At 65.9% G+C, this 20,077-nt stretch carries 19 protein-coding genes and 1 tRNA gene; 10 read left to right on the top strand and 10 right to left on the bottom strand.

The annotated features are described in order from the left end of the window. Window positions 1-18: 18 nt before the first annotated feature. The 5 genes from VN706_08640 to VN706_08620 form a co-directional block, all read right to left on the bottom strand. Complete coding sequence (locus VN706_08640) at window positions 19-546, bottom strand: hypothetical protein (protein ID HXT15683.1); 528 nt, start codon at window positions 544-546, stop codon at window positions 19-21. Window positions 547-579: 33 nt separating this feature from the next. Next, window positions 580-3,765: an efflux RND transporter permease subunit gene (locus VN706_08635; protein ID HXT15682.1), complete on the bottom strand. Its 3,186-nt coding sequence runs from the start codon at window positions 3,763-3,765 to the stop codon at window positions 580-582. Then, complete coding sequence (locus tag VN706_08630; protein HXT15681.1) at window positions 3,762-4,850, bottom strand: efflux RND transporter periplasmic adaptor subunit; 1,089 nt, start codon at window positions 4,848-4,850, stop codon at window positions 3,762-3,764. The genes VN706_08635 and VN706_08630 overlap by 4 nt, the downstream gene beginning before the upstream one ends. A 116-nt stretch (window positions 4,851-4,966) precedes the next feature. Next, window positions 4,967-6,397 carry a TolC family protein gene (locus VN706_08625; GenBank protein ID HXT15680.1) on the bottom strand — a complete coding sequence of 477 codons (1,431 nt, stop codon included), beginning with the start codon at window positions 6,395-6,397 and terminating at the stop codon, window positions 4,967-4,969. Window positions 6,398-6,426: 29 nt separating this feature from the next. After that, the gene (locus VN706_08620; GenBank protein ID HXT15679.1) at window positions 6,427-7,704 is read right to left on the bottom strand and encodes an efflux RND transporter periplasmic adaptor subunit; all 1,278 of its coding nucleotides are present in this window, start codon (window positions 7,702-7,704) and stop codon (window positions 6,427-6,429) included. Between the two features lie 193 nt (window positions 7,705-7,897). On the opposite strand from VN706_08620, the gene VN706_08615 reads away from it, so the two are divergent. The 3 genes from VN706_08615 to VN706_08605 all read left to right on the top strand — a co-directional run bounded on the left by VN706_08615 (window position 7,898) and on the right by VN706_08605 (window position 12,785). After that, the gene (locus VN706_08615) at window positions 7,898-9,979 is read left to right on the top strand and encodes an FUSC family protein (GenBank protein HXT15678.1); all 2,082 of its coding nucleotides are present in this window, start codon (window positions 7,898-7,900) and stop codon (window positions 9,977-9,979) included. 36 nt (window positions 9,980-10,015) lie between these two features. Further along, window positions 10,016-10,834 carry a phosphatase PAP2 family protein gene (locus VN706_08610; GenBank protein HXT15677.1) on the top strand — a complete coding sequence of 273 codons (819 nt, stop codon included), beginning with the start codon at window positions 10,016-10,018 and terminating at the stop codon, window positions 10,832-10,834. Between the two features lie 100 nt (window positions 10,835-10,934). Continuing rightward, window positions 10,935-12,785 carry a hypothetical protein gene (locus VN706_08605; protein HXT15676.1) on the top strand — a complete coding sequence of 617 codons (1,851 nt, stop codon included), beginning with the start codon at window positions 10,935-10,937 and terminating at the stop codon, window positions 12,783-12,785. Here VN706_08605 and VN706_08600 read toward each other — a convergent pair. Next, complete coding sequence (locus tag VN706_08600) at window positions 12,782-12,934, bottom strand: hypothetical protein (GenBank protein ID HXT15675.1); 153 nt, start codon at window positions 12,932-12,934, stop codon at window positions 12,782-12,784. The two genes, VN706_08605 and VN706_08600, sit on opposite strands and share 4 nt — an antisense overlap. Before the next feature lie 1,035 nt (window positions 12,935-13,969). Between VN706_08600 and VN706_08595 the strand changes: the two genes are divergently transcribed. The 3 genes from VN706_08595 to VN706_08585 all read left to right on the top strand — a co-directional run bounded on the left by VN706_08595 (window position 13,970) and on the right by VN706_08585 (window position 15,351). Continuing rightward, on the top strand, window positions 13,970-14,434 hold the full coding sequence (locus VN706_08595; GenBank protein ID HXT15674.1) for a hypothetical protein: 465 nt from the start codon (window positions 13,970-13,972) through the stop codon (window positions 14,432-14,434). 344 nt (window positions 14,435-14,778) lie between these two features. Then, window positions 14,779-15,030, top strand: a complete 252-nt coding sequence (locus VN706_08590) for a type II toxin-antitoxin system Phd/YefM family antitoxin (GenBank protein ID HXT15673.1) — start codon at window positions 14,779-14,781, stop codon at window positions 15,028-15,030. Between the two features lie 39 nt (window positions 15,031-15,069). After that, window positions 15,070-15,351 carry a type II toxin-antitoxin system RelE/ParE family toxin gene (locus VN706_08585; protein HXT15672.1) on the top strand — a complete coding sequence of 94 codons (282 nt, stop codon included), beginning with the start codon at window positions 15,070-15,072 and terminating at the stop codon, window positions 15,349-15,351. Between the two features lie 184 nt (window positions 15,352-15,535). On the opposite strand, the gene VN706_08580 is transcribed toward VN706_08585, so the two are convergent. The 3 genes from VN706_08580 to VN706_08570 form a co-directional block, all read right to left on the bottom strand. Beyond that, a tRNA-Cys gene (locus tag VN706_08580) sits at window positions 15,536-15,607 on the bottom strand. Between the two features lie 94 nt (window positions 15,608-15,701). Continuing rightward, complete coding sequence (locus VN706_08575) at window positions 15,702-16,175, bottom strand: hypothetical protein (GenBank protein ID HXT15671.1); 474 nt, start codon at window positions 16,173-16,175, stop codon at window positions 15,702-15,704. Window positions 16,176-16,212: 37 nt separating this feature from the next. Further along, the gene (locus VN706_08570; GenBank protein HXT15670.1) at window positions 16,213-16,869 is read right to left on the bottom strand and encodes a helix-turn-helix transcriptional regulator; all 657 of its coding nucleotides are present in this window, start codon (window positions 16,867-16,869) and stop codon (window positions 16,213-16,215) included. A gap of 202 nt (window positions 16,870-17,071) precedes the next feature. Between VN706_08570 and VN706_08565 the strand changes: the two genes are divergently transcribed. The 3 genes from VN706_08565 to VN706_08555 all read left to right on the top strand — a co-directional run bounded on the left by VN706_08565 (window position 17,072) and on the right by VN706_08555 (window position 18,980). Then, the gene (locus VN706_08565) at window positions 17,072-17,803 is read left to right on the top strand and encodes a BTAD domain-containing putative transcriptional regulator (GenBank protein HXT15669.1); all 732 of its coding nucleotides are present in this window, start codon (window positions 17,072-17,074) and stop codon (window positions 17,801-17,803) included. Between the two features lie 4 nt (window positions 17,804-17,807). Next, entirely contained in the window at window positions 17,808-18,653 is an 846-nt protein-coding gene (locus VN706_08560; GenBank protein HXT15668.1) for a phosphatase PAP2 family protein, read from the top strand. A gap of 63 nt (window positions 18,654-18,716) precedes the next feature. Further along, window positions 18,717-18,980 carry a DUF6496 domain-containing protein gene (locus tag VN706_08555; GenBank protein ID HXT15667.1) on the top strand — a complete coding sequence of 88 codons (264 nt, stop codon included), beginning with the start codon at window positions 18,717-18,719 and terminating at the stop codon, window positions 18,978-18,980. A gap of 11 nt (window positions 18,981-18,991) precedes the next feature. Here VN706_08555 and VN706_08550 read toward each other — a convergent pair whose 3' ends face one another. After that, window positions 18,992-19,729 (bottom strand): hypothetical protein, encoded by a 738-nt coding sequence (locus VN706_08550; protein HXT15666.1) that lies wholly within the window; start codon window positions 19,727-19,729, stop codon window positions 18,992-18,994. Between the two features lie 136 nt (window positions 19,730-19,865). Here VN706_08550 and VN706_08545 point away from each other — a divergent pair, with 136 nt between their 5' ends. After that, on the top strand, window positions 19,866-20,060 hold the full coding sequence (locus VN706_08545; protein HXT15665.1) for a hypothetical protein: 195 nt from the start codon (window positions 19,866-19,868) through the stop codon (window positions 20,058-20,060). Window positions 20,061-20,077: the final 17 nt, after the last annotated feature.

The raw sequence follows: 20,077 nt of genomic DNA, 5'->3' as shown, positions 1-20,077 counted from the left end.
CGATCGGCGAGCATTGGCTTATCTCCGCACCAGCAGCCCGGCCCAGTAGCGGCCCATCTGCCCGCGCTCGCCGCCGCCGATGACGTCGGCGCCGCGACGGCGCACGTCCTCCGATGAGATATCTCTAATGAATGCATCGAGCGACCGCACGGGGCCGAAGTGGTCGAACACATAGCCGAACGCGTCACGATACCACGCCAGCATGAAGCGCAGCTCGTCATCGGCGCGGCCGGCCGCCAGATCCGCATCCAACTGTCCCATGAGCTCGCGCACTTCGGTTTCCGGAAGCTCGGTGATGCCCGTGTCCACCGGCAGCGCGCCGAACGAAGCCCAGGCGACGAACACCGCGCGCTTCAACGCTTCGAGCGCGATGGCCGGGTCCGCGCTGTCACGAGCCAATTCTACATATGAGCGGAAGATCGCCGGATACTCCGCGTACATCCCGGAGCGCGTGATCTGCGCGTCGCGTTCGTCGATGGTGCCCGAGGCGCCGACGATGCTTGCGAGCACCGCCGATTCCCAATGCGCAAGCGCGGAAAGATTCATTCGGCTGTCACGCCCATCGCCCGACGCCCAGCGCTAATCCGCGGCGTCTCCGCTGGACTTCACCGCCGCCGCGGGTTGCGTCGCCATCACGCCGGCCGGCGCAGGAACGCCGTCACCCGGCTTCCGCTTGCTGAAGCCGCTGATCCACTTGCTCGCGCGATGACTCGCCGTATCCATATAGGTGTAGACGACCGGCGTCACGAACAGCGTGATGAACTGCGAGAACGCGAGACCGCCGACGACGGCGACGCCAAGCGGACGGCGCGACTCGGAGCCGGCGCCCTGCGACACGGCGATCGGGATCGTGCCCATGAGCGCGGCCATCGTCGTCATCATGATCGGACGGAAGCGGATGAGACACGAGTGCACGATCGCTTCGGCCGGCGTGCGGCCTTCGCTCCGTTCCGCCTCGAGCGCGAAGTCGATCATCATGATCGCGTTCTTCTTCACGAGGCCCACGAGCAGGATGATGCCGACGAACGCGTACACGCTGAGATCGATCTTGAAGATCATGAGCGTGAGCAGCGCGCCGAACGCGGCGAACGGCAGGCCCGAGAGAATCGTGATCGGATGAATGAAACTCTCATAGAGAATGCCGAGCACGACGTAGATCACGAAGATCGCGATGCCGAGCAGCGCGAGCATGCCCGCCTGCGTCGACTGGAAGGCTTGCGCGGTACCACTGAAGCCGGTGCTGATCGACGACGGCAGAAGCTTGTCGGCGAGCTTCTGCACTTCCGTCGTCGCCTCACCGAGCGCGACGCCGGGCCGCAGATTGAACGAGAGCGTCACCGACGGCAGCTGGCCCGAGTGATTCACGCTCAGCGCGCCCGCGCTCTGCGTGATCGACGCCACGGCGTTCAGCGGCACGAGCGTCCCGGTCTTGGAGCGTATGTACAACATGCTCATCGCCGACAGATCGAGCTGATACTGCGGCTCGAGTTCCATCACCACCCAGTACTCGTCGTCGGGCGTGTAGATCGTCGACACCTGCCGCGAACCGTACGCGTCGTACAACGCCGTTTCGATCTGCGTCGCGTCCACGCCTAGCGAGGCCGCGCGCTCGCGGTCGATCGACACACTCGCCTGCGGATTGCCCAGCTGAAGATCGCTGGTCACGTCCTGCAGGAGCGGCGACTTGCGCGCTTCGGTCACGAGCTGCTCCGCGGCCGGATACAGCGCGTTGATGTCAGAACCCTGCATCGTGAACTGATACAAGCTCTTCGACACACGGCCGCCGATCTGAATCGGCGGCGGATTCTGGAGGTACACGACGATCCCAGGAATCTTCGCGAGCTTCGGCCGCAGCTCCTTGATCATCTCGTCGACGCTCAACCGCTCGTCGCGGGGGCGAAGGCCGATCAGCAGGCGACCCTGATTCGTGCCGGAGATCGTCGAGCTGCCGCCGACCGCCGAGTAAAAGCCCGCGATGTTCGTATCCGCGGCGAGAATGGCGTTCACTTGCTTCTGATGCATCACCATGTCGTCGAACGACGTGCCCTGCGCGGTCTCCGTCGTCACGAAGAGCTGACCCGTGTCCTGGCTGGGAATGAAGCCCTTCGGAATGAGCATGAACAACACGACCGTGCCCGCGAGAATGCCGACCGAGAACACCATCGTGGTCACGCGGTGGAGCATCACCCACTCGAGCGCACCCTTGTATTTGCCAAGGATCCACTCGTATCCCGCCTCGGTAACCTGATAGGCCTTGTTGTGTTTCTCGTCGTGCGCGTGCGGCCTCAGGAAGCGGCTCGACAGCATCGGCGTCAGCGTCAGCGACACGAATCCCGACACCAGGATCGACACCGCGATCGTGACGGCGAACTCGTGGAACAGCCGGCCGACGATGCCGCCCAGGAACAGAATGGGAATAAAGACCGCGGTCAGCGACACGGTCATTGAGAGGATCGTAAACCCGACCTCGGCCGCGCCGTCCACCGCCGCTTTCATCGGCGGTTTTCCCATCTCCATGTGGCGCACGATGTTCTCGAGCATCACGATCGCGTCGTCGACCACGAAGCCCACGGCGAGCGTCAGCGCCATCAGCGACAGGTTGTCGAGCGAATAGTCGAGTATGTACATCACGGCGAACGTGCCGATCACCGAGATCGGCAGCGCGAGGCTCGGTATGAGCGTCGCCGAGACGTTGCGCAGGAACAGGAAGATCACCGCGATGACGAGGAACAGCGTCAACACGAGCGTGAACTTCACGTCGCTCACCGACTCGCGAATCGTCGCCGAGCGGTCGTACATGAGCGTCATGTTCACGCTGGCGGGAATCTGCTTCTGCAGCTGATTCATCGTCGCCTTCACGGCGTCGGCGACGGCCACGGTGTTCGTGCCGGGCTGGCGCTGAATGGCGAGAATGACGCCGCGCGTGAAGTGACTCTTTTCCGCGAACCAGGCGATCGACTTGTTGTTCTGGACGTCGTCGAGCACCAGCCCGAGCTCGCCCAGGTGCACCGGTGCGCCGTTGCGGTACGCGACCACCAGGCGCGCGAAGCTCGCCGCGTTGTCGAGCTGCCCGTTCGCCTGCACGGTGTAGGTCTTGTTCGGGCCGTTCAAGACGCCCGTCGGCAGGTTCACGTTCTGACTGTTGATCGCGTCGGCGACTTCATCGATGCCGATCTGCCGGCTGGCGAGCGTATTGGGATCGACCTGAACGCGCACCGCGTACTTCGCCGACCCGTACACGTTCACCTGCGCGACACCCGGGATCATCGAGATGCGTTGCGCCATGAACGATTCGGCGTACTTGTCCAGCGTCGAGATCGGCATCAGGTCGGACGTGAATCCGTAAAACACGATCGGCTGATCGGCCGGATTCACCTTCTGATACGACGGCGGAATGATGCCCGGCGGCAGGTTCTTGAGCGTCTTGGCGATCATCGCCTGAACGTCCTGCGCCGCGGCGTCGATGCTCCGGTCGAGCGTGAACTGAATCGTGATCGAACACGAGCCGAGCGTCGACGTCGACGTCATGTTGTCGATGCCGGCGATGGTCGAGAACTGTTTCTCGAGCGGCGTCGCCACGGCGGACGCCATCGTCTCCGGGCTGGCACCCGGCAGGCTCGCGTTGACGGTGATGGTCGGGTAATCCACCGTCGGCAGATCGCTCACCGGCAATCGTCGGTACGCGGTAATGCCGAAGAACAGAATGCCCGCCATCACGAGCACCGTCGTGACGGGCCGCCGAATGAACAGCTCGGAGAAATTCATCGCACCGCCCCCGCCTGCGTGGTGGCCGTCGGCGCGTTCTTCACATCCACGCGCGCGTTTGGCGTCAACCGCGATTGCCCGTCGACGACCACTTCCTCGCCGGCGTCGAGTCCCTTGTCGATCGTCGTCATCTGACCCACCGCTCGACCCACGGTGATCTGTCGAAGCTTCGCGACGTTGTCATTGCCGACGACGAACACGTAATTGCCTTCCTGTCCGGACTGCACCGCACGCGTTGGCACGGCGACCGCCCCCGCCTGTACGTCGAGCTCCGCCGCGACGCGCACGTATTCGCCTGGCCACAAGCTGTTGGTCTGATTCTGAAATCGGGCCTTGGCGGTGACGGTTCCCGTGAGCGAATCCACCGCATTGTCGAGAAACGCCAGCGTGCCCGCTTCGTTGACCTTGCCGCTGTCCGCCGTGACGACGCGCACGGTGACGGTGCCGCTCTGCATGCGGCGCTGCAGCGCGGGAAAGTCGTGCTGCACGACGGGAAAGCGGACGAGGATCGGGTGCAGTGTGTTGATGACCACGAGTGGATCGGCGCCGGGTCGAACGAGATTGCCCTGCCGCACCAGCAGCCGGCCGGTGCGCCCGGCGATCGGCGCGCGAATCGTCGTGTAGTTCAGATTGAGTTTCGCATTGTCGACGGCCGCACGGCTGGCCTGCAATGTGGCCTGCGCGGCGGCGGCGGCGGACGCCGCCTGATCGGCCTGCGACTTCGTGACGTAATCCTTTTCGACGAGTGCCTTGTATCGGTCGGCGTCGCGCTGCGCGTTGGCGGCGGTGGCCTCGTCGCGCGCCGCGGCGGCTTCCGCCTGTCGAAGCGCGGCCTCGAACGGACGCGGGTCGATCTTGAACAACAGCTGCCCGGCCTGCACGTCGTCGCCTTCGTTGAACGCGACCGTCTCGAGCGTGCCGCCGACCTGCGCTTGCACGGCCACGGTCTGCAGCGGCTCGACGACGCCGTTCGCCTGGACGTCGAGCGGCGCGGCGATCTTCGCCGCGGCCGCAAGCTCCACGGGCACCGGCGGCGTTTTTTGCGGCGCGGGTTTGGCGCAGGCGGCGAGCGCGATGCCTGTCATTCCGAGCGACGCGAGGAATCTGGCGTCGCGGTGGAGTGACTGGCCAATCCGACCGGACGGCAGATTCCTCGCTGCCGCTCGGAATGACAGTCTATTAATCATTGAATCAATATTCATCATTTGTTATCCGGTCTCACGTCCGGCGCCGGCGTCAGCGTCGGGAAGATCGGCTCCCCCCGCGCATCCAGCACGCCGACGTCGTGCGCCAGTTGCGCGAGGGCGCTCCGCCACTGCCACCGCGCGTCGATCTCCTGCGCCTTGGCGCTGGCCAGCGCCGATTGCGCCACGAGCAGGTCGACGATCGTGCCGACGCCCTCACGATAGCGCTCGCGCGCCACCACTTCGGACTGCGTCGCGCTCGCGAGCAGGTCGCGCGACGTGCGCACGCGGTTCGTCGCCGTCTTCAACAGATAGTACGCCGTGAAGACCTGCTGAATGATCTGCGCCTTCGTCGCCTCGGTGCGCGCGATCGCCGCCTGATACTGCTCCGAGGCCGCGCCCACGTCGAACTGATTCGAGAATCCCGAGAACACGGGCACCGCAACGCCGAGGTTCACGGTATACGTGTTTCCTGAAAAGGTAGAAACGTTCGAACCGTTGCGAGCGCCCGTCGCGCCGACGGTCAGCGCCGGCAGATAGCCGGAGCGCGCAACGCGAATCTCCGAGCTCGCCGCGGCCGCCTGCGCGCGCGCCGACGCCAGCTCCGGCCGGGTCCGCACCGCCCGCTCGACGAGCGAGTCCACCGACTCCGTGACGAAGTACACCGAGTCCGCCGCGCGAAATTCCGGAACGTCGAACGCGCTGTTCGCCGGAATGCCCATCGCGACCGCGAGCGAACCGCGCGTCACCTGCATCTGGCCCTCGAGCGTCTCGAGCTCGAGCTCGGCCTGCGACCTGGCCGTTTGCGCCTGCAGCACGTCGGCGATCGTCGCGAGGCCGACCCGATGACGCTCGTTCGCGGCATCCAACGCGCGCGTCGCCAGATCCAGCGACGACTGCTGCGCATCGCGCTGCGCGCGCGTCGAGAGATAGGTGAACGCGGCCGACTCGACGAGCAGAATCGTGCTCTCCACCGTCGCGTTGTGCGTGAGATCGGCGGCCACCGCCGTCTGCCGCGCGACGTCGATCGAACCGTTGCGCCCGCCGAAGTCGAGCACCGTGTACGCGAGCGTCAGCGACGGGCCGTAAACGGTGCGCTCCACCGGCGCGCGACCCGCGGCCGCAACCGACAAGGCACGCGTGCTGGTGACGCCCGCGGTGAGCGACGGATAGATGCGCCCTTCGCTCGATCCGTACACATCCGCGGCTGCGCGCGCCTGCGCGTAGGAAAGTCGCGTCGCGGGGCTGTTGCGCAGCGCGACGTCGACGACTTCCGCCAGCGTGTACTGGTGCGCACCGGAGGTTACGGGCGAGTTCGACGCCGCACGGTCATGCTGCGCTTCGGCCTGAACCGAGGCTGGCGGCGTCCACGTCGCACTGGGAGCCGCCGGAACGGGCGCGACTCCGTCGATCTTCGGCGCCGACGTCCTGCACGCGGCGCCCATCATACAGAGAACTGTTACAACTGCCAGAGCCTTCACGGTTTCGTAGCCTGTCCTGCCTGTGCGGGCGCGCCCGCTTGCTTGGTGGGGGTCGCCGTATTCGTTGCACCGCGCCGCATGTTCGACGCGATCTGCAATCGCGGCGGGACAGCCGGCCGGCTGGTGATGATCGAGCCGAGCAGCACGACCTTGTCGCCTTCTTTGACGCCGTCGATGACCTGGGCGACGCGAAGATCGGTGGGACCGATCTTCACGAGACGCATCTCGAACGAGCCGTCGGGCAGCTGCACCACGACGTACCGTCCGGGCAGCCCCGTCGTTCCCTCCGTCGACACGAGATCGCGGCGCAGCGTGTTGATCAGCGTGTCCACCGAAATGCCGAACATGCGCGCGACGGGCGCGAGCTCGTTCGTCGGACGAATGGCGTCGATTGGAATCTGCACCACGTTCGACAGGTCTGCCGCCTTGATGGTGACTTCGCCGTTCATTCCGGGCATTAATAATCCTTCACGGTTGTCGATCGTGACCTGCACCGGGAAGAACGTGACGCCCTGTGTCACGACCGCTTGCGGCTCGATCTTCTCGATGACGCCGCTGAACGTGCGATCGGTAAAAGCGTCGACCGCGACCGTGGCGGATTCACCCACGCGAATGTTCGCCATCTCGACTTCGTCGATCGTCACGCGCATACGGACGCGACTGAGATCGGCGAGCGTCAGGAGCGTGGTGCCGTTCGCCTGGCCCGTTGCGGGCGTCACGATCGTTCCTTGCGTCACGCCGCGCGAGATCACGGTGCCGCTGATCGGCGCCTCGATCGTCGCGTCCTCGAGCGCCTGGCGCGCCAGATCCAACGCCGCCCGCTTGTTGATCATGTCCGATTGCGCCGCCGTCACCGCCGACTTCGTGCTGTCGTGCTGCGCCGCCGTGATGACATGATGCGAGAACAACGTGTCCTTGCGCGCCTGGTCGCGCAGCACCGTCTGGAGCGAGGTGCGCGACACGACGTCGTCCGCCACCGCCTGGTCGTAGTTGTTTTGCACGGTGCGCGGGTCGATCACCGCGAGCACCTGGTGCGCCTTGACCACGCTGCCGACGTCGACCGGAAGCTTGATGATCGCGCCACCGGCTTTGGACTTGATGTCCACGGGGTCGATTGGCTCGACGGTACCCGTGGCTTGCACCCGGACGGCGATGTCGCCGCGCGAAACAGTAGTCGTGGGAAGCGTGACTGATTCAGACTTCTGCTTCTCGCAGGCACCGAGCGAAACGAACGCGACGGTGGCCAGCAACAGAAGGAGCGGACGAGCAGACATGTCGTGGGCGGGAGATAGGAAACTGCCGGCCGAAAGCTACCGACCGGCATCATGGTCGATCATGATCGAACAAAAGCGGCGCCCTGCCCCGAGCTGGGGGGGCGCCGGTACCTTCCATACTCATTGGAATACGCGAGATATCACATGATCGTTGGAGGGCGAAGCACTGACGCTGCCGAATGCTAACGGCTTAGTGCGCCGCACCTTACACGATGCTCGGTCGGCATCCACGGTCGCCGACGCCAAGCCGGCGTATGCGGCTGGTTTTCGCGCCGCGCTCGCCACGGTCCTGCCCCTGCTCGCCGCGCCATACCTGCCGCCCGGCGCCGGTACCTGGATGAGCCTCGCCGGTCTCAACGGCGCGATCATGGACCGCGGCGGCCCGTACCGCCTTCGCGCCCGCATCCTCACCGCTCTCGCGATCGCCAGCGCCGCCGCCGTCGTGCCGGGCAGCCTGCTCGGCGGCCACGTCGTCGCGGCAACCGTTGCGACCTTCGTGATCGCCATGCTGTGCGGCCTCGCACGCGCGTGGCCGGATTTTGGACCAGGTTTTGGCGTCACCATCCTCGTCACCTTCGCCATCGCGCTCGCGATTCCCGCCGCCACCGTCGAGGCCGCGTTCGTTCGCGGAGGCTACATCGTCGCGGGCGGTCTGTGGGCGATGGTGCTCTCCACGGTACTGTGGCCGCTGCGGCCATACCGCCCGGTCCGCCTGCGCGTGGCCGAATGCTACCGCGCGGTCGCACGCCTGGCGACGGCGCAGGCCGACGACCTCGCCGCGGCAGGTCCGGTCAATCCCGCCGATTTAACAGGCGAGCTCGTCGCGGTGCGAACAGCCATTGAAAGCGCGCGCACCACGATCGCGCTCTCACGCCGCGCGCGCGCGACCGAAACCGGCCGCGGCGAACGCTTGCTCGTTTTGCACGAGATCGCCGACCAGTCGTTCGTGCATCTGATCGCGCTGCTCGAGGAAACGGCTGCCCTGTCGCAGGCACATGCCGCCGTTCTCAACGTCGTGCTCCCGGAACAACTCCGCGACATTGCCGCGACACTCGAGGCCATCGCCGCCGGCATCGAGTCGGAGACCGGCATTCCACGCATTCACGTCGCGTGGAATGTGGACGTCCTTCGCGCCTCGGCGCCGGGTGTGGCCGATCTGCTCGCGCGGATGGCCGACTATGCGAACACCGCGGCAGCCGTCGTTGCATCGCTCAACACGGGGCATCCGGTGCGCGGAGACGCGGAGCACATCGACATCGGCGAGCCCGAGCCCCCGCCGGTTTTGTTCTCGCCGAGCGCGATTGTTCGTCCCGACTCGAGCGTGCTGCATCACGCGCTGCGCATCGCGATCGTCACCACCGCCGCCGTCTTGCTGAGCACCGCACTGCACCTCAATCACGGCTACTGGGTCACGCTCACGGCGGTCGTCATTCTGCAGCCCTTCGCGGCGGCGACGCGCCAGAAAGCATTGCAGCGTATCGTCGGCACGGTGCTGGGAGCGATGTTCGTCGCGGGGCTCACCGCCGTGTTTCACGGCGACGCCGTGGTTCTGGTCGTCATCGCCGTGTTCACCATGCTGTGCGTCGCGCTGCTGCCGCTCAACTACGGCGCCTACGCGGTGTTCGGCACGCCGGCGTTCGTGCTGCTCGCCGAAACGAGTGCCGGCGACTGGCATCTGGCGGGACTGCGCATCGTGAACACGCTCATCGGCGGTGCATTGGCGCTGATTGGCGCGACCGTGTTGTGGCCGGGCGAGGAGCGGCAGCGCCTTCCCGAATTCGCGGCCGCGTCGCTGCGCGCGACGAAGGAGTTGTTCGATGGCGCCATCGTGCTCCTCGGTGATCCGCGCGCCGACATCGGACGCTTGCGCGATGCCCGCCGCCGCCTGGCCCTCGCCGCATCGAACGCCGAAGAATCATTTCAGCGATTACTGAGCGAGCATCGCGGACCGCCCGAACATCTCGAGGCGATCATGACGGTGCTCGTGTACACGCGACGCCTTGCTGCCTCGAGTGCGGCACTGGCGCTGGTCGGCAACGCCACCAACGCAACGCCGGCCGACCCGCCGCTCGAGCCGTTCGCGCGGACGGTGGACGCGGTGTTCGCCGATCTCGCCGACGCGGTGGCGAGCGGCCGCGCACCGGCACCATTTCCGCCGGTCGGCAGCGTGCCGCTACCGGATGCCAAACGCTCACCAATCGTTTACCAACGGCTGGTGCGTCTCGCGCGACAGCTCAAACTCATGCATGACGCTGTGGAACGGTGGGTCGCGTGATTCGCCACGGCGAGCATTTTGCTTGGCTCGCCGGGCGTGATCAAAACGAACAGAACCATCTGCCTCGGCCTGCTGCTGGCCGTCGCGCCCGCATTGTCATTGGCGGCGCAAGACCGTAGGGATTCGGTCGACAAGACTTTCTTTACGCGACGCGATCTGTACTACACGGCTGGTGCGGTCGCAGGCACCGTGATCATCGCGCAATACGACACGAAGATCGCGCGCTGGTTTCAGTCGCCTCAGGTGCAGGACGGCCAATCGCGCCACGATCTCGTCAACGCGTTGACCCACGTCAACGAAACGCCGCTCACGATCGCGTCGATCCTCACCTACGGCGTTGGTCGACTGGCAGGCTCGAGCATGCTGTCGGACGTCGGCGCGCATTGGTTCGAGGCGATGGCGACGACGGACGTGACGAGCGAGCTCATTCGCGGACCGATCGGCCGCGCGCGGCCGCGCGTCGTTTCCGATAGCAGCGCGTCGACATTCAAGGCGGGCTCCGGCTTCACGAGCTTCGATCATCGCTCCTTTCCTTCGCTCCATTCCGCCGCGGCGTACGCAACGGCCGCGGCGCTGACCGCCGAGATCGGCGAGCGGAATCACAAGGCGATGTGGATCGCCGGACCGATACTGTATACGGCCGCCGCCGTCCCCGGACTGACGCGCATGTACCTCGATCAACACTGGGCCAGCGACATCGCGGCCGGCGCGTTCGTGGGCATTCTGTTCGGGAACAAGATCGTGCACTACGCGCACAGTCACCGGCGAAATCGCATCGACCGCTTCCTGCTCGGAACCAACGTCATGCCGCTCGGCGGCGGGCGCTACGCGGTCACGTCGTCGTTCACGCCGTAGCAGCCATTGCAGCCGTAGCCGTCGTGGCTGCGTGCACGTGATAGGGCGCGCCGATCAGCCCGCATAGGTTTCTGTAACTTCAGATCGGCGGACGGACGACATGAACTCGGGAGCCGACGCGAACGCCGCTTCGGCGGACAACCGCGTCGCGGACGATTATCGCGCGCGCGCCGCGGCGCATCGCGAGGTCGTGGCACGCGTCGGTCACACCGTGGCCTGGACGGGACGCGTCCGACTTCTCGTGTTCGTCGCGGGAGTGTTGGTCGTCGGTACATTCGTGTCGCGCGGTACACGCGGGCCGGCCACGATCGCGGCCATTCTTTCGTTGTCCCTCTTCGCGTGGCTCGTCGCCCGCCATCGGCGATTCACCGCAACCGTTCGCCAGCATGAGGCACTCGCGCGCGCATGCGACACCGGCGCGGCCCGCGTCACGCGCGATTGGCCGAGCCTTCCTCCGGCCGCGTCGTTCAGCGCACCGCCGAATCACGCATTCGCCGCCGATTTGAATTTGTTCGGCGATGTGTCGCTCGCGCGGTTGCTCGGACCCGTGAGCAGCGTCGCGGGACGTCCCGTGTTGCTCGAGTGGCTGCTCGCCGAATCACCGTTGCTCGTTCCCGAGCTTCGCCGGCGCCAGCAAGCAGTCGCCGAGCTTGCGCCGCGCACGGATTGGCGAGAGCGGCTCGGCGTGATCGGCGCGCGCGCCGGGCACGACAACGCGTCGATCGAATCGTTTCTCGCATGGGCCGAATCGGACGACGTGCATTTGCCCGCCGGTCACGCGTGGACCGCGCGCGTGCTCGCCGTCGTCACCGTGATTGCGCTGTTCGTCACGTTCGTGCAACCACCGTTGTGGGTCGTGCTCGCCCTGTTGTGCGTGATCAACGTGTCGCTCATCGCGAAAAATCGCGCCGGCATCGAGCGCGGCCTGCACGCCGCGTCGGCGCGCGGGTTCAGTCTCGATAACATCGCCGCGATGTTCGCGCATGCGCGGTCCGCCGAGCTCGAGGCGCCGCTCTTAAAGGAGTTGGAGTCGCGCATCGAGCCTCCGAACGCGTCGGCGTTCGCGCGCCTTGCGCGGATCGCGCATTGGGGCGAGCTGCGATTCTCCCCGATGGCGCACGCTATTCTCCAGATGCTCGTGCTCTGGGATATTCACGTGGTGCGCGCGCTCGACGACTGGCGTACCGCGCACGGCCGTTCGGTGCGGGCATGGCTGCGTGCGCTCGGCGAGCTCGAGGCGTGTAGCGCGCTCGCCGCGCTCGCGCACGACAATCCAGCGTGGCCGATGCCGATCTTCGCCGACGAAGAGTCGACGTCGATCGAAGCGACGGCGCTCGGGCATCCCCTGCTGCCGTCGACGACGCGCGTCGCGAACGACCTCACCGTGGGCCCGCGCGACACATTCGTGCTCATCACGGGCTCGAACATGGCGGGCAAGAGCACGCTGCTCCGCTCGATCGGCCTGAACGCCGTGCTCGCGCAAGTCGGCGCGCCGGTGTGTGCGACGACGCTGCGCATGTCCCGCGTGAAATTGCGAACGAGCATTCACATTCGGGACGCGCTCGAGGCGGGACTCTCACTCTTCATGGCCGAGGTGCTCCGCCTCAAGAGCATTGTCGACGCCGCGAGCTCCGGCGACGGGCCGATGCTCCTCTACCTCGCGGACGAGATGCTGCACGGCACCAACACCGAGGAGCGGCGCCTCGCGGTCGTCGCGGTCGTCAGTCATCTGCTGCGCGCCGGCGCGATCGGCGCGATCGCGACGCACGACACGGGATTGGCCGACGAGCCCGCGCTCGCCACGCATGCGCGGCCGATCTACTTCGTCGAACAGTTCAGAGAGACGCCGACGGGTCCGGAGATGTGGTTCGACTATCGCCTTCGTCCAGGGCTCGCGACGTCGCGCAACGCGCTCAAGCTCATCGCGCTCGTGGGACTCACGGACAACTAATCCGCGCGGGGCGCCAGCATCGGATCGGCCGCGCTGGCGCGGCGCACCGGTCCGAATACCGCGAGCAGTGATGCCAGGGCGAGAATCGGCAGCATGACGAGAAACACGGCGAGGTCCGCGCTGGTGATGCCGTAGAGCGTGTGCGACAATCAGCGCCGCCACGATCGACGCCGCGAGTCCGATCGCGAGACCGCCGAACGTCGCCGCCGCGCTGCCGCGCAGCACGAACGCAATCAACCGCCCCGCTTCGGCGCCCAACGCCACGCGAAGGCCAAGCTCGCGCGTGCGTTGCGCGACATTGTAGATCGGCAGCGATGGATCGAGCTGGGTTACCGCCGCCGGTGACGCGGCCGCGAGCCGTGTCGGATCACCGCTCGCGACACGAACCACGACCGTGAGCGTCGTGGTTCCCTTCTGCGCCAGCGGCCGATAGCACTGCGGTTCGGGCGCGTCGAGGATATCGCCCTGCTTCACGTCGCGCATCACGCCGACGATGATCGCACGGTCGTTACCGTTCTGAATTATGTGCCCAAGCGCACCGCCCGTTGGCCAGAATCGCGACGAACGGGTCGTTGATCACGATCGCCGGCGGCGCGTGTAAATCGCGTTTCGGAATTTGCGGCCCACGACCACCCACGAGAGCGAATCGCGCAGATCGCGTGCAGACCGAGATGGATGGAGCATGGGAAACACACCTCGCGACCGCGCGTGCATCTCTCTCGTGCGCGGTCTTACGGACCCGCGAACCCGTCGCATGACAGCAGAAAGTCGCTCGGCGAAAGGGGCCGTTGACTAGGAAAGTTCGCTGTCGATTTCTTTGACTCGGTCAAATGGACGCCCGATGTGGCGACTTCGCGCGAACACTGCCTGCGTCGATCGCGACGGCGTCGCCTTGCTGCATCGGCGCGACGGGTTCGGTCGCCCGGAATTCGACCGAGGGGGATACAGACGTAGCGTCACGATCGTCCTCGAACCCGTGTTCGACCACAGCTGCCGATTAACCCAAGCGTCCCGCTTCTGCGGGTCATCCGCAATCGCGCGCTCGATCGTAAGACTCTCACGGTATTCGCGAGCCGCTGCGGCCATCGTCCACGTCGCCGTGAGTCCCAACGATTCGATCTCCTGCCGGATGTGAGCAAGATCCGTTCGGAAAAACTCCTTGCGGTGATTCACCTTGTTGACCTGTGCCAGTACGTCGGCGCGTCAAGGATCAGGCGCGACACCAGGCCGCTCTGGCGCAGCTCCGCACCGACGCGCAGCGCGCACTTCAGTCGTTGTTCACGACGCTCGAAAGCGCGGGCCTCGTCCTTTCGACGCGGTCCGGTGAGGCCATCCACCGCGTTGCCGGTGAAGCGTACGACTGCGTCGCCGGCGGCGGCATCACGTTTCACACGGACCAGCTCAATCCGTCCCTCGAAAGCGGCATCGCGTTCTTCATCTACGACGATGATAGCGTCGCGATCGTCGGCGGTCACGTGGCCTCGCTCGTTCCTCGTCCGCGTCCGATGGTACCGCTCGTGTCGCGCCGTGAGGCGTTGGGATCCGCTGCGTTGCGCCGCGCGCTGACCGAGGTCGCCGATGATCTCGTTCGGACCTCGCGGGAGGCCATGGAGAGCTTTCTCGCGCTGCTGCCACCGGCGGGCACCTGAAAGGGCCGGTCCGCCATCGGCACGGCTCCTCGGGGCACTTGCACAATTTGTACGATTCGTGCAAACTGTACGGAGCGCTGCTGGTCGCGAGATGCGGCTCGGCGATCGGGAAGATCGTTGGATCGGCGAACGCTGGCATGCCCAGCGAACTCGTGGAGGGAATCTCTGCGGGGCCTCAGGCCGGCGGGATGCCGCCCTGAGGTGAATGAACCGGGACACCGTCCCGGGCGCAGTCCAGAGGACCTGGAGCGCGTGCACCAACGAGGAGTGCGCCCACGACCTGGCCGTTCCTCCGCGTCGCGGCTCGTCGCTCGTCGATCGACCCGCAAGGAGTGTCCTGCAGTATGACTCGTGTACCGGCAAGTGAAGCTCGGGGGAAGTTCGCGGAGCTCGTCAACGAGGTCGCATACCGCCATCAGCGTGTGATCCTGCATCGCCACGGCAAGGACGTGGTGGCGATGATCCCGGTCGAAGACCTGGAGCTGCTTGAGGAACTCGAGGATCGCATCGATGTTGCCGCCGCGAAGAAGGCACGCGCGGAGAAGGGCCCACGCGTCGCGTGGGGCAAGGCGAAGGCGGAGTTGGGACTGAAGTAACGACGATGCGTCGCGGCCTCCCGGGGATTGGGAGACCCAATGGCGTTCAAGATCGAACTCGCGCCCGCGGCTTTTCGGGCGCTCAAGAAGCTGGACAGCGATACCGCACAGCGCATTGCTGATGCGATTAACGAGCTCGCCGCCGACCCGCGCCCTGCGGGGACAAAGAAACTGAGCGGCGAGGACGACCTCTACCGCATTCGTGTCGGCGACTACCGCATCGTTTACGAGATCGCGAACAAGCGGCTCGAGGTGTTGGTCGTGACCATCGGCCATCGCCGCGACGTGTACCGCAGCCTGCGGCGCCGCCCGCGCGGTTGAGGGCCCAACAGATCACCGTCACGGCGGAGGCTCTCGGGGGCGGCACTCCGGGCTCCTTGCGTCGAAACGTGCGCCGCGCCGCGCACTTTGGTCCACCGGTTGGTCCAAACGGCAAACGGCTCCCGCCGAAGCGAGAGCCGTTTGAACGTCATAAGTGATGTTGTGTGAGTGAGTAACGCTACAGAGGTGCGGGCCGGAATCGAACCGGCGAATAGCGGTTTTGCAGACCGCTGCCTTACCACTTGGCTACCGCACCAGGCGACTGTGCCGCTTCGCAAAGTAAGCGACCGCGCGCGGGGAAGCGAGCATCGGCTGGCCCACACCACCTGCACTACCTCCCAGCCGGCCGGTCATCGCTGCACCTGCAACGTCACGGCGCCGTTCGTGAACAGGTCCGCCGAAAGCACCAGCCGCTGCTCGCCGCTGCCGTCGTCGATCGAGACGGCCGCCGTGTTCGGCGGAATGCTCCCGTCGTCATTCGCGAAGAGCACCAAGTAGCTCGCGCCCTTGGGATTGAGCGTCGCGCGAATCGCGCGCTTCGACGCCGTCAGCGTGTACCGCTGAAGCACCCACGTCCCATCCACCGCCAGCGATACGACGTCGCCATCGACCTGCCCCGCGTCCCAAACATAGATGACGACATTCGGAGAGCGCACGCGCAAGCTGCCCTGCATCTCGACCGGGCGCCCCGCAAAGCTCTCGGGCAACGGCGACATTGGCGAGTCGACGTCGTTCGACTCGGCATCGGTGAAACCGGATCCGCATCCCGCCACGGACACGAACAGCGCCGCACTCGCGAGCGATCGCGCCAGCAACTTCGGCATGAGATCCTCCTCGGCAAGCATCACCATGGGTCCACCCTCAGACAGCGCGAATGTCACGGACTTCGGTTGGAATGCGCTCGGCCGTCACGGCCGGGCTGGACGTCGGCGTCGCCATCCGCGCCGCGATGATCGCCGCGGCGCCCGCTCGGCTCCGCACGCCCAGCTTCACGAACACGCGCTCGGTGTGATGCCGCGCCGTGTGGGTGCTGATCCCGAGCCAGTGCGCGATCTCCTTCGTCGCCATCCCACGAGCAATGAGTCGAGCGACGTCGAGCTCGCGCGCCGTGAGGCCGCAAATCGATGGCGTGTCCGTCGTCGCGGGGCCCATGTCGGGCCGCAGCACCACGACCGCGGTGGTGTCGCCGCCGGCGGGCCGGGCAAGATGCACCGCAAGCAACATCGCCGGGGCGACCAATGGCACCTCGCGCACGAGCGCGAACTGTCCGATGTGGAGCAACGACGACTTCCGAGCCAACTCTTCGCCGACCGCGCGATCCGCCCGGTCGCCGATCGCGGCTCCGTCGCGTCCGCGCCGCAGGAGCTCGGCCGCCGAACGAGAGGTGTACGTGCGGCGTCCGTCGCCGGCGTAGCACAGGAAGGGGACGCTGAACGCGTCGAGGGTACGAAGCCAGGTGTGCGCCGGCTCGGAATGTTCGGCGCGCGCGTTCAACAGGACTGAGGATGTGGTCTGCATGGTGACTCGCTCCGCGATGTTGCGAATCAGTATGCGGTTGGCTCGTCCCCCGGCCGTTGCTGCGCCGTCCCGCGTGCGTCCCGCGTGCGTTCCGCATGCCGTCCGCGCGCGCGTGCTTCCCCCGCTTCGTGAGGTGCCCTAACTTGCCGGACGTCCGTACGCCCCGACGCCTCGACGCCCATACGCCCCGACGCCCGCTCTTGTGATTCGCTTGCACGTGCTCGGAGCGCTGCGCATCGAGGGTGACGGCGCCACGGATCCCGCGGAGCTGCTCGCGCAGCCCAAGGCCGTGGCGCTGCTCGCGTATCTCGCGCTGGCCCGTCCGCACGGATTCCATCAACGCGACCGAATCGTTGGCCTGTTCTGGCCGGAGTTCGACCAGGAGCACGCGCGTGCGGCGCTACGCAAGCTGCTGCACCGGCTGCGGCAAACGATCGGCGATGACTTGATCGACGCGCGCGGCACCGAATCGATCTCCGTGCGCCAGACCTCGTTCTGGTGCGATGCGCTCGCGTTCGAGCGCGCCATCGAAGCTGACCGTCTGCGCGAAGCGCTCGACTATTTCCGCGGCGATCTGATGCCCGGGTTTTTCATTCCCGGTGCAGGCGAATTCGACCACTGGCTCGACGAAGAACGCGCGTATTATCGCGAGCGCGCGGTCAACGTCGCGTGGGAGCTCGTCGAGCGGTACGCCGCCGACTCGCAGCTGACGAACGCGTCACAGCTCGCACGCGTCGTCGCGCGACTCGCCCCAACCGACGAACGTATGCTGCGCCGCGTGATGACGATGGTCTGGCGGCTGGGCGATCGCGCCGGCGCCATGGACGTCTACACTCGCTTTGCCGAGCGCCTGTGGCGGGATCTCGAGACGCGGCCGTCGCCCGAGACGACCCGTTTGGTGGAACAGATCCAGAGCGGTCGGCCCGCCTCTTGAATTGGTGGCCCCCGTGGCCAGCTCGTACGAGAACGACCGGCGCGTTCCGGAAACATCCCCGTCCCAGACCCGCGGCAGAACTCGCCTCGTTTGGGACCTGATTTTCGGCTGGCTTCGAATCATCCGGAAGTACGTCAAGAACGCGTACGCGGTGTTCGGCATCTTCCTGTTGTCCGGTGCCGCGGTGGCGCTCGTGTTCACCTGGGCCTTCTCCGAGATCGCCGAGAAGGTGCGTTCGGGAAGCACACAGGGTTTCGACGACACGATCATGCGGTGGATCGCGCAGCATCAGTATCACGGGCTGCAGATGGCGATGCTCGAGATCACGTCGCTCGGAACGGGGACCGTCGTCGCGATGATCGTCTTCGTCGCCGGCTTGTTCCTCTGGCTGAACCAGCACAAGCACTCGGCCATTCTGCTGGTCGTCGCGACGATCGGCGGCCTGGTGCTCAATCAATTGCTCAAGATCGGCTTCAACCGGCCGCGTCCGCAGATCTTCACGTGGGGCACGTACGCGGTGAGCTCGTCGTTCCCGTCGGGCCACGCGATGAGCTCGATCATCGTGTACGGAACCGTGGCGTATCTCGCGGCGCGGTTGCAGCGCAACCTGGCCTCGCGCATCGCGACGATGACGCTCGCGGGAATCATCATCGTCGCCATCTGCGCCAGCCGGCTCTACCTCGGTGTTCACTATCCATCGGACATCGCGGCCGGGCTCATCATCGGGCTCGCATGGGCGGGATTCTGTATGGCCGTGCTGGAAGCCGCGCAACTGTACGCCAAGCGTAATGCGCCGCAGATGCTGAAAGATGAAGCGCCTGCCGCGCGCGGGGCCTCTCCTTCGACATAGTCGACTCCGCTGGAACGCGTCTTGAACGCGGCACAGTCCCGATTCAATTCACGAGGAGCCGTCATGGCGTCGAGAAAGAAGTCGGGTGGGCGGAAGAAATACGGCAAGGCCGCGGGCAAGAGCGTGAAGAGCGCCATGCATCGGCGCAAGAAAGGCACGCTGAAGCGCGGCAAGAGCGGCCACGGCGGCAAGGTGAAGAGCCGCAAGCAGGCGATCGCGATCGGATTGTCCGAAGCGCGCAAGAAAGGCGCGAAAGTTCCCCGGAAGAAGAGCTCGCGCAAGAAGAGCTCGCGGAAGAAGAGCTCGCGCAAGAAGAGCCGTCGTTAGCCGCGAGCAATTCACCGATGCGACGTGACCCCGACCTGCCGGCAGTATTCCAGGACGGGGCACGTCGAGCATTTCGGCAGCGCACCCGTGCAGACATGTTTGCCAAACGGCACGAGCAAGCGGTTGATCTCGATCCAGTATCGCTTCGGCAGAGTTTTCTGAAGCGCGAGCATCGTCCGCTCGGGTGAGCGCGCCTGCACGACGCCCCACCGATTGGTGACGCGATGGACGTGAATGTCCACGCTGATCCCCGACGTGCCGCACGCGACGCCCAGCGCCAGGTTCGCGCACTTGGGTCCGACGCCCTTGAATGAGGTGAGCACTTGGGCGTCGCACGGCAGCTTGCCTCCGAATTCATCTACCGTGCGCCGCGCGATCGCACGAATCGTTTGCGCCTTGCCGTAGTGGAACGCACTCGCGCGAATCAGCTTGTCGATCTGCGCGACTGAGAGCTTGGCAACCGCCGCCGGCGTCGCGGCGTGCGCGAACAGATTCAGCGCGACCGGAAGCGACACTTCATCGAGCGTGCGAATCGAGATCACACACGCCACGAGCTGCTCGAACACCGACCGGTGCCCGCGCTCGGCAAGCTCGAACATGGCCGCGTCGGCCAGGCCGCTTCGCTCGATGGTGTCGCGAATGAGGCGCAGCACCACGCCGAACCTGAAGGGCTTTTTGTGCTGGTGTTGCCGATCAGGCCGCGGTGGCGTGTTGCGCTGGTTGCGCGTGTGGCGCTTGTCGGGTTGCATGCGCTCGTGCGAGAAGGCCGGGCAGCGCCGTTAAGACGCGCTCGTTCCCTTCACGCAGAAGTGCGGCCAGAATGTGTTTGCAGATCCGCTCTCGCCAGAGGTGATCGCCGCAGTCACAGCGGGGATGCGAGGCGGTGTGAAGGTCGACCCAATGGTCCTGCGCGCCGCCGGTGATGCGGTACCGGCCAGCGCCGACGCGCTCACCGTGGAGTCCAAGGCTCCGCTCCAACCGGTCGAGATCGACGCCGCCCGCGGCGTCGAAGTCGATCATGACTTCGATGTGCATACTGCTCCCAATCCAAGGCGGTTAATTCGCAGACTGGAAAGTTAATACACGCGCGGAGCGGG

The organism is Gemmatimonadaceae bacterium, assembly GCA_035606695.1.
Classification (GTDB): Bacteria; Gemmatimonadota; Gemmatimonadetes; order Gemmatimonadales; family Gemmatimonadaceae; genus JAQBQB01.
The sequence above is the reverse complement of the archived record's forward strand: the minus strand, read 5'-3'. Positions and strand labels throughout refer to the sequence as shown.

Coding starts and splice junctions, on each gene's coding strand:
- VN706_08640 (HXT15683.1), bottom strand. CDS start 546: ATGAATCTTTCCGCGCTTGCGCATTGGGAATCGGCGGTGCTCGCAAGC.
- VN706_08635 (HXT15682.1), bottom strand. CDS start 3,765: ATGAATTTCTCCGAGCTGTTCATTCGGCGGCCCGTCACGACGGTGCTC.
- VN706_08630 (HXT15681.1), bottom strand. CDS start 4,850: ATGACAGGCATCGCGCTCGCCGCCTGCGCCAAACCCGCGCCGCAAAAA.
- VN706_08625 (HXT15680.1), bottom strand. CDS start 6,397: ATGATGGGCGCCGCGTGCAGGACGTCGGCGCCGAAGATCGACGGAGTC.
- VN706_08620 (HXT15679.1), bottom strand. CDS start 7,704: ATGTCTGCTCGTCCGCTCCTTCTGTTGCTGGCCACCGTCGCGTTCGTT.
- VN706_08605 (HXT15676.1), top strand. CDS start 10,935: ATGAACTCGGGAGCCGACGCGAACGCCGCTTCGGCGGACAACCGCGTC.
- VN706_08590 (HXT15673.1), top strand. CDS start 14,779: ATGACTCGTGTACCGGCAAGTGAAGCTCGGGGGAAGTTCGCGGAGCTC.
- VN706_08585 (HXT15672.1), top strand. CDS start 15,070: ATGGCGTTCAAGATCGAACTCGCGCCCGCGGCTTTTCGGGCGCTCAAG.
- VN706_08575 (HXT15671.1), bottom strand. CDS start 16,175: ATGCCGAAGTTGCTGGCGCGATCGCTCGCGAGTGCGGCGCTGTTCGTG.
- VN706_08570 (HXT15670.1), bottom strand. CDS start 16,869: ATGCAGACCACATCCTCAGTCCTGTTGAACGCGCGCGCCGAACATTCC.
- VN706_08555 (HXT15667.1), top strand. CDS start 18,717: ATGGCGTCGAGAAAGAAGTCGGGTGGGCGGAAGAAATACGGCAAGGCC.
- VN706_08550 (HXT15666.1), bottom strand. CDS start 19,729: ATGCAACCCGACAAGCGCCACACGCGCAACCAGCGCAACACGCCACCG.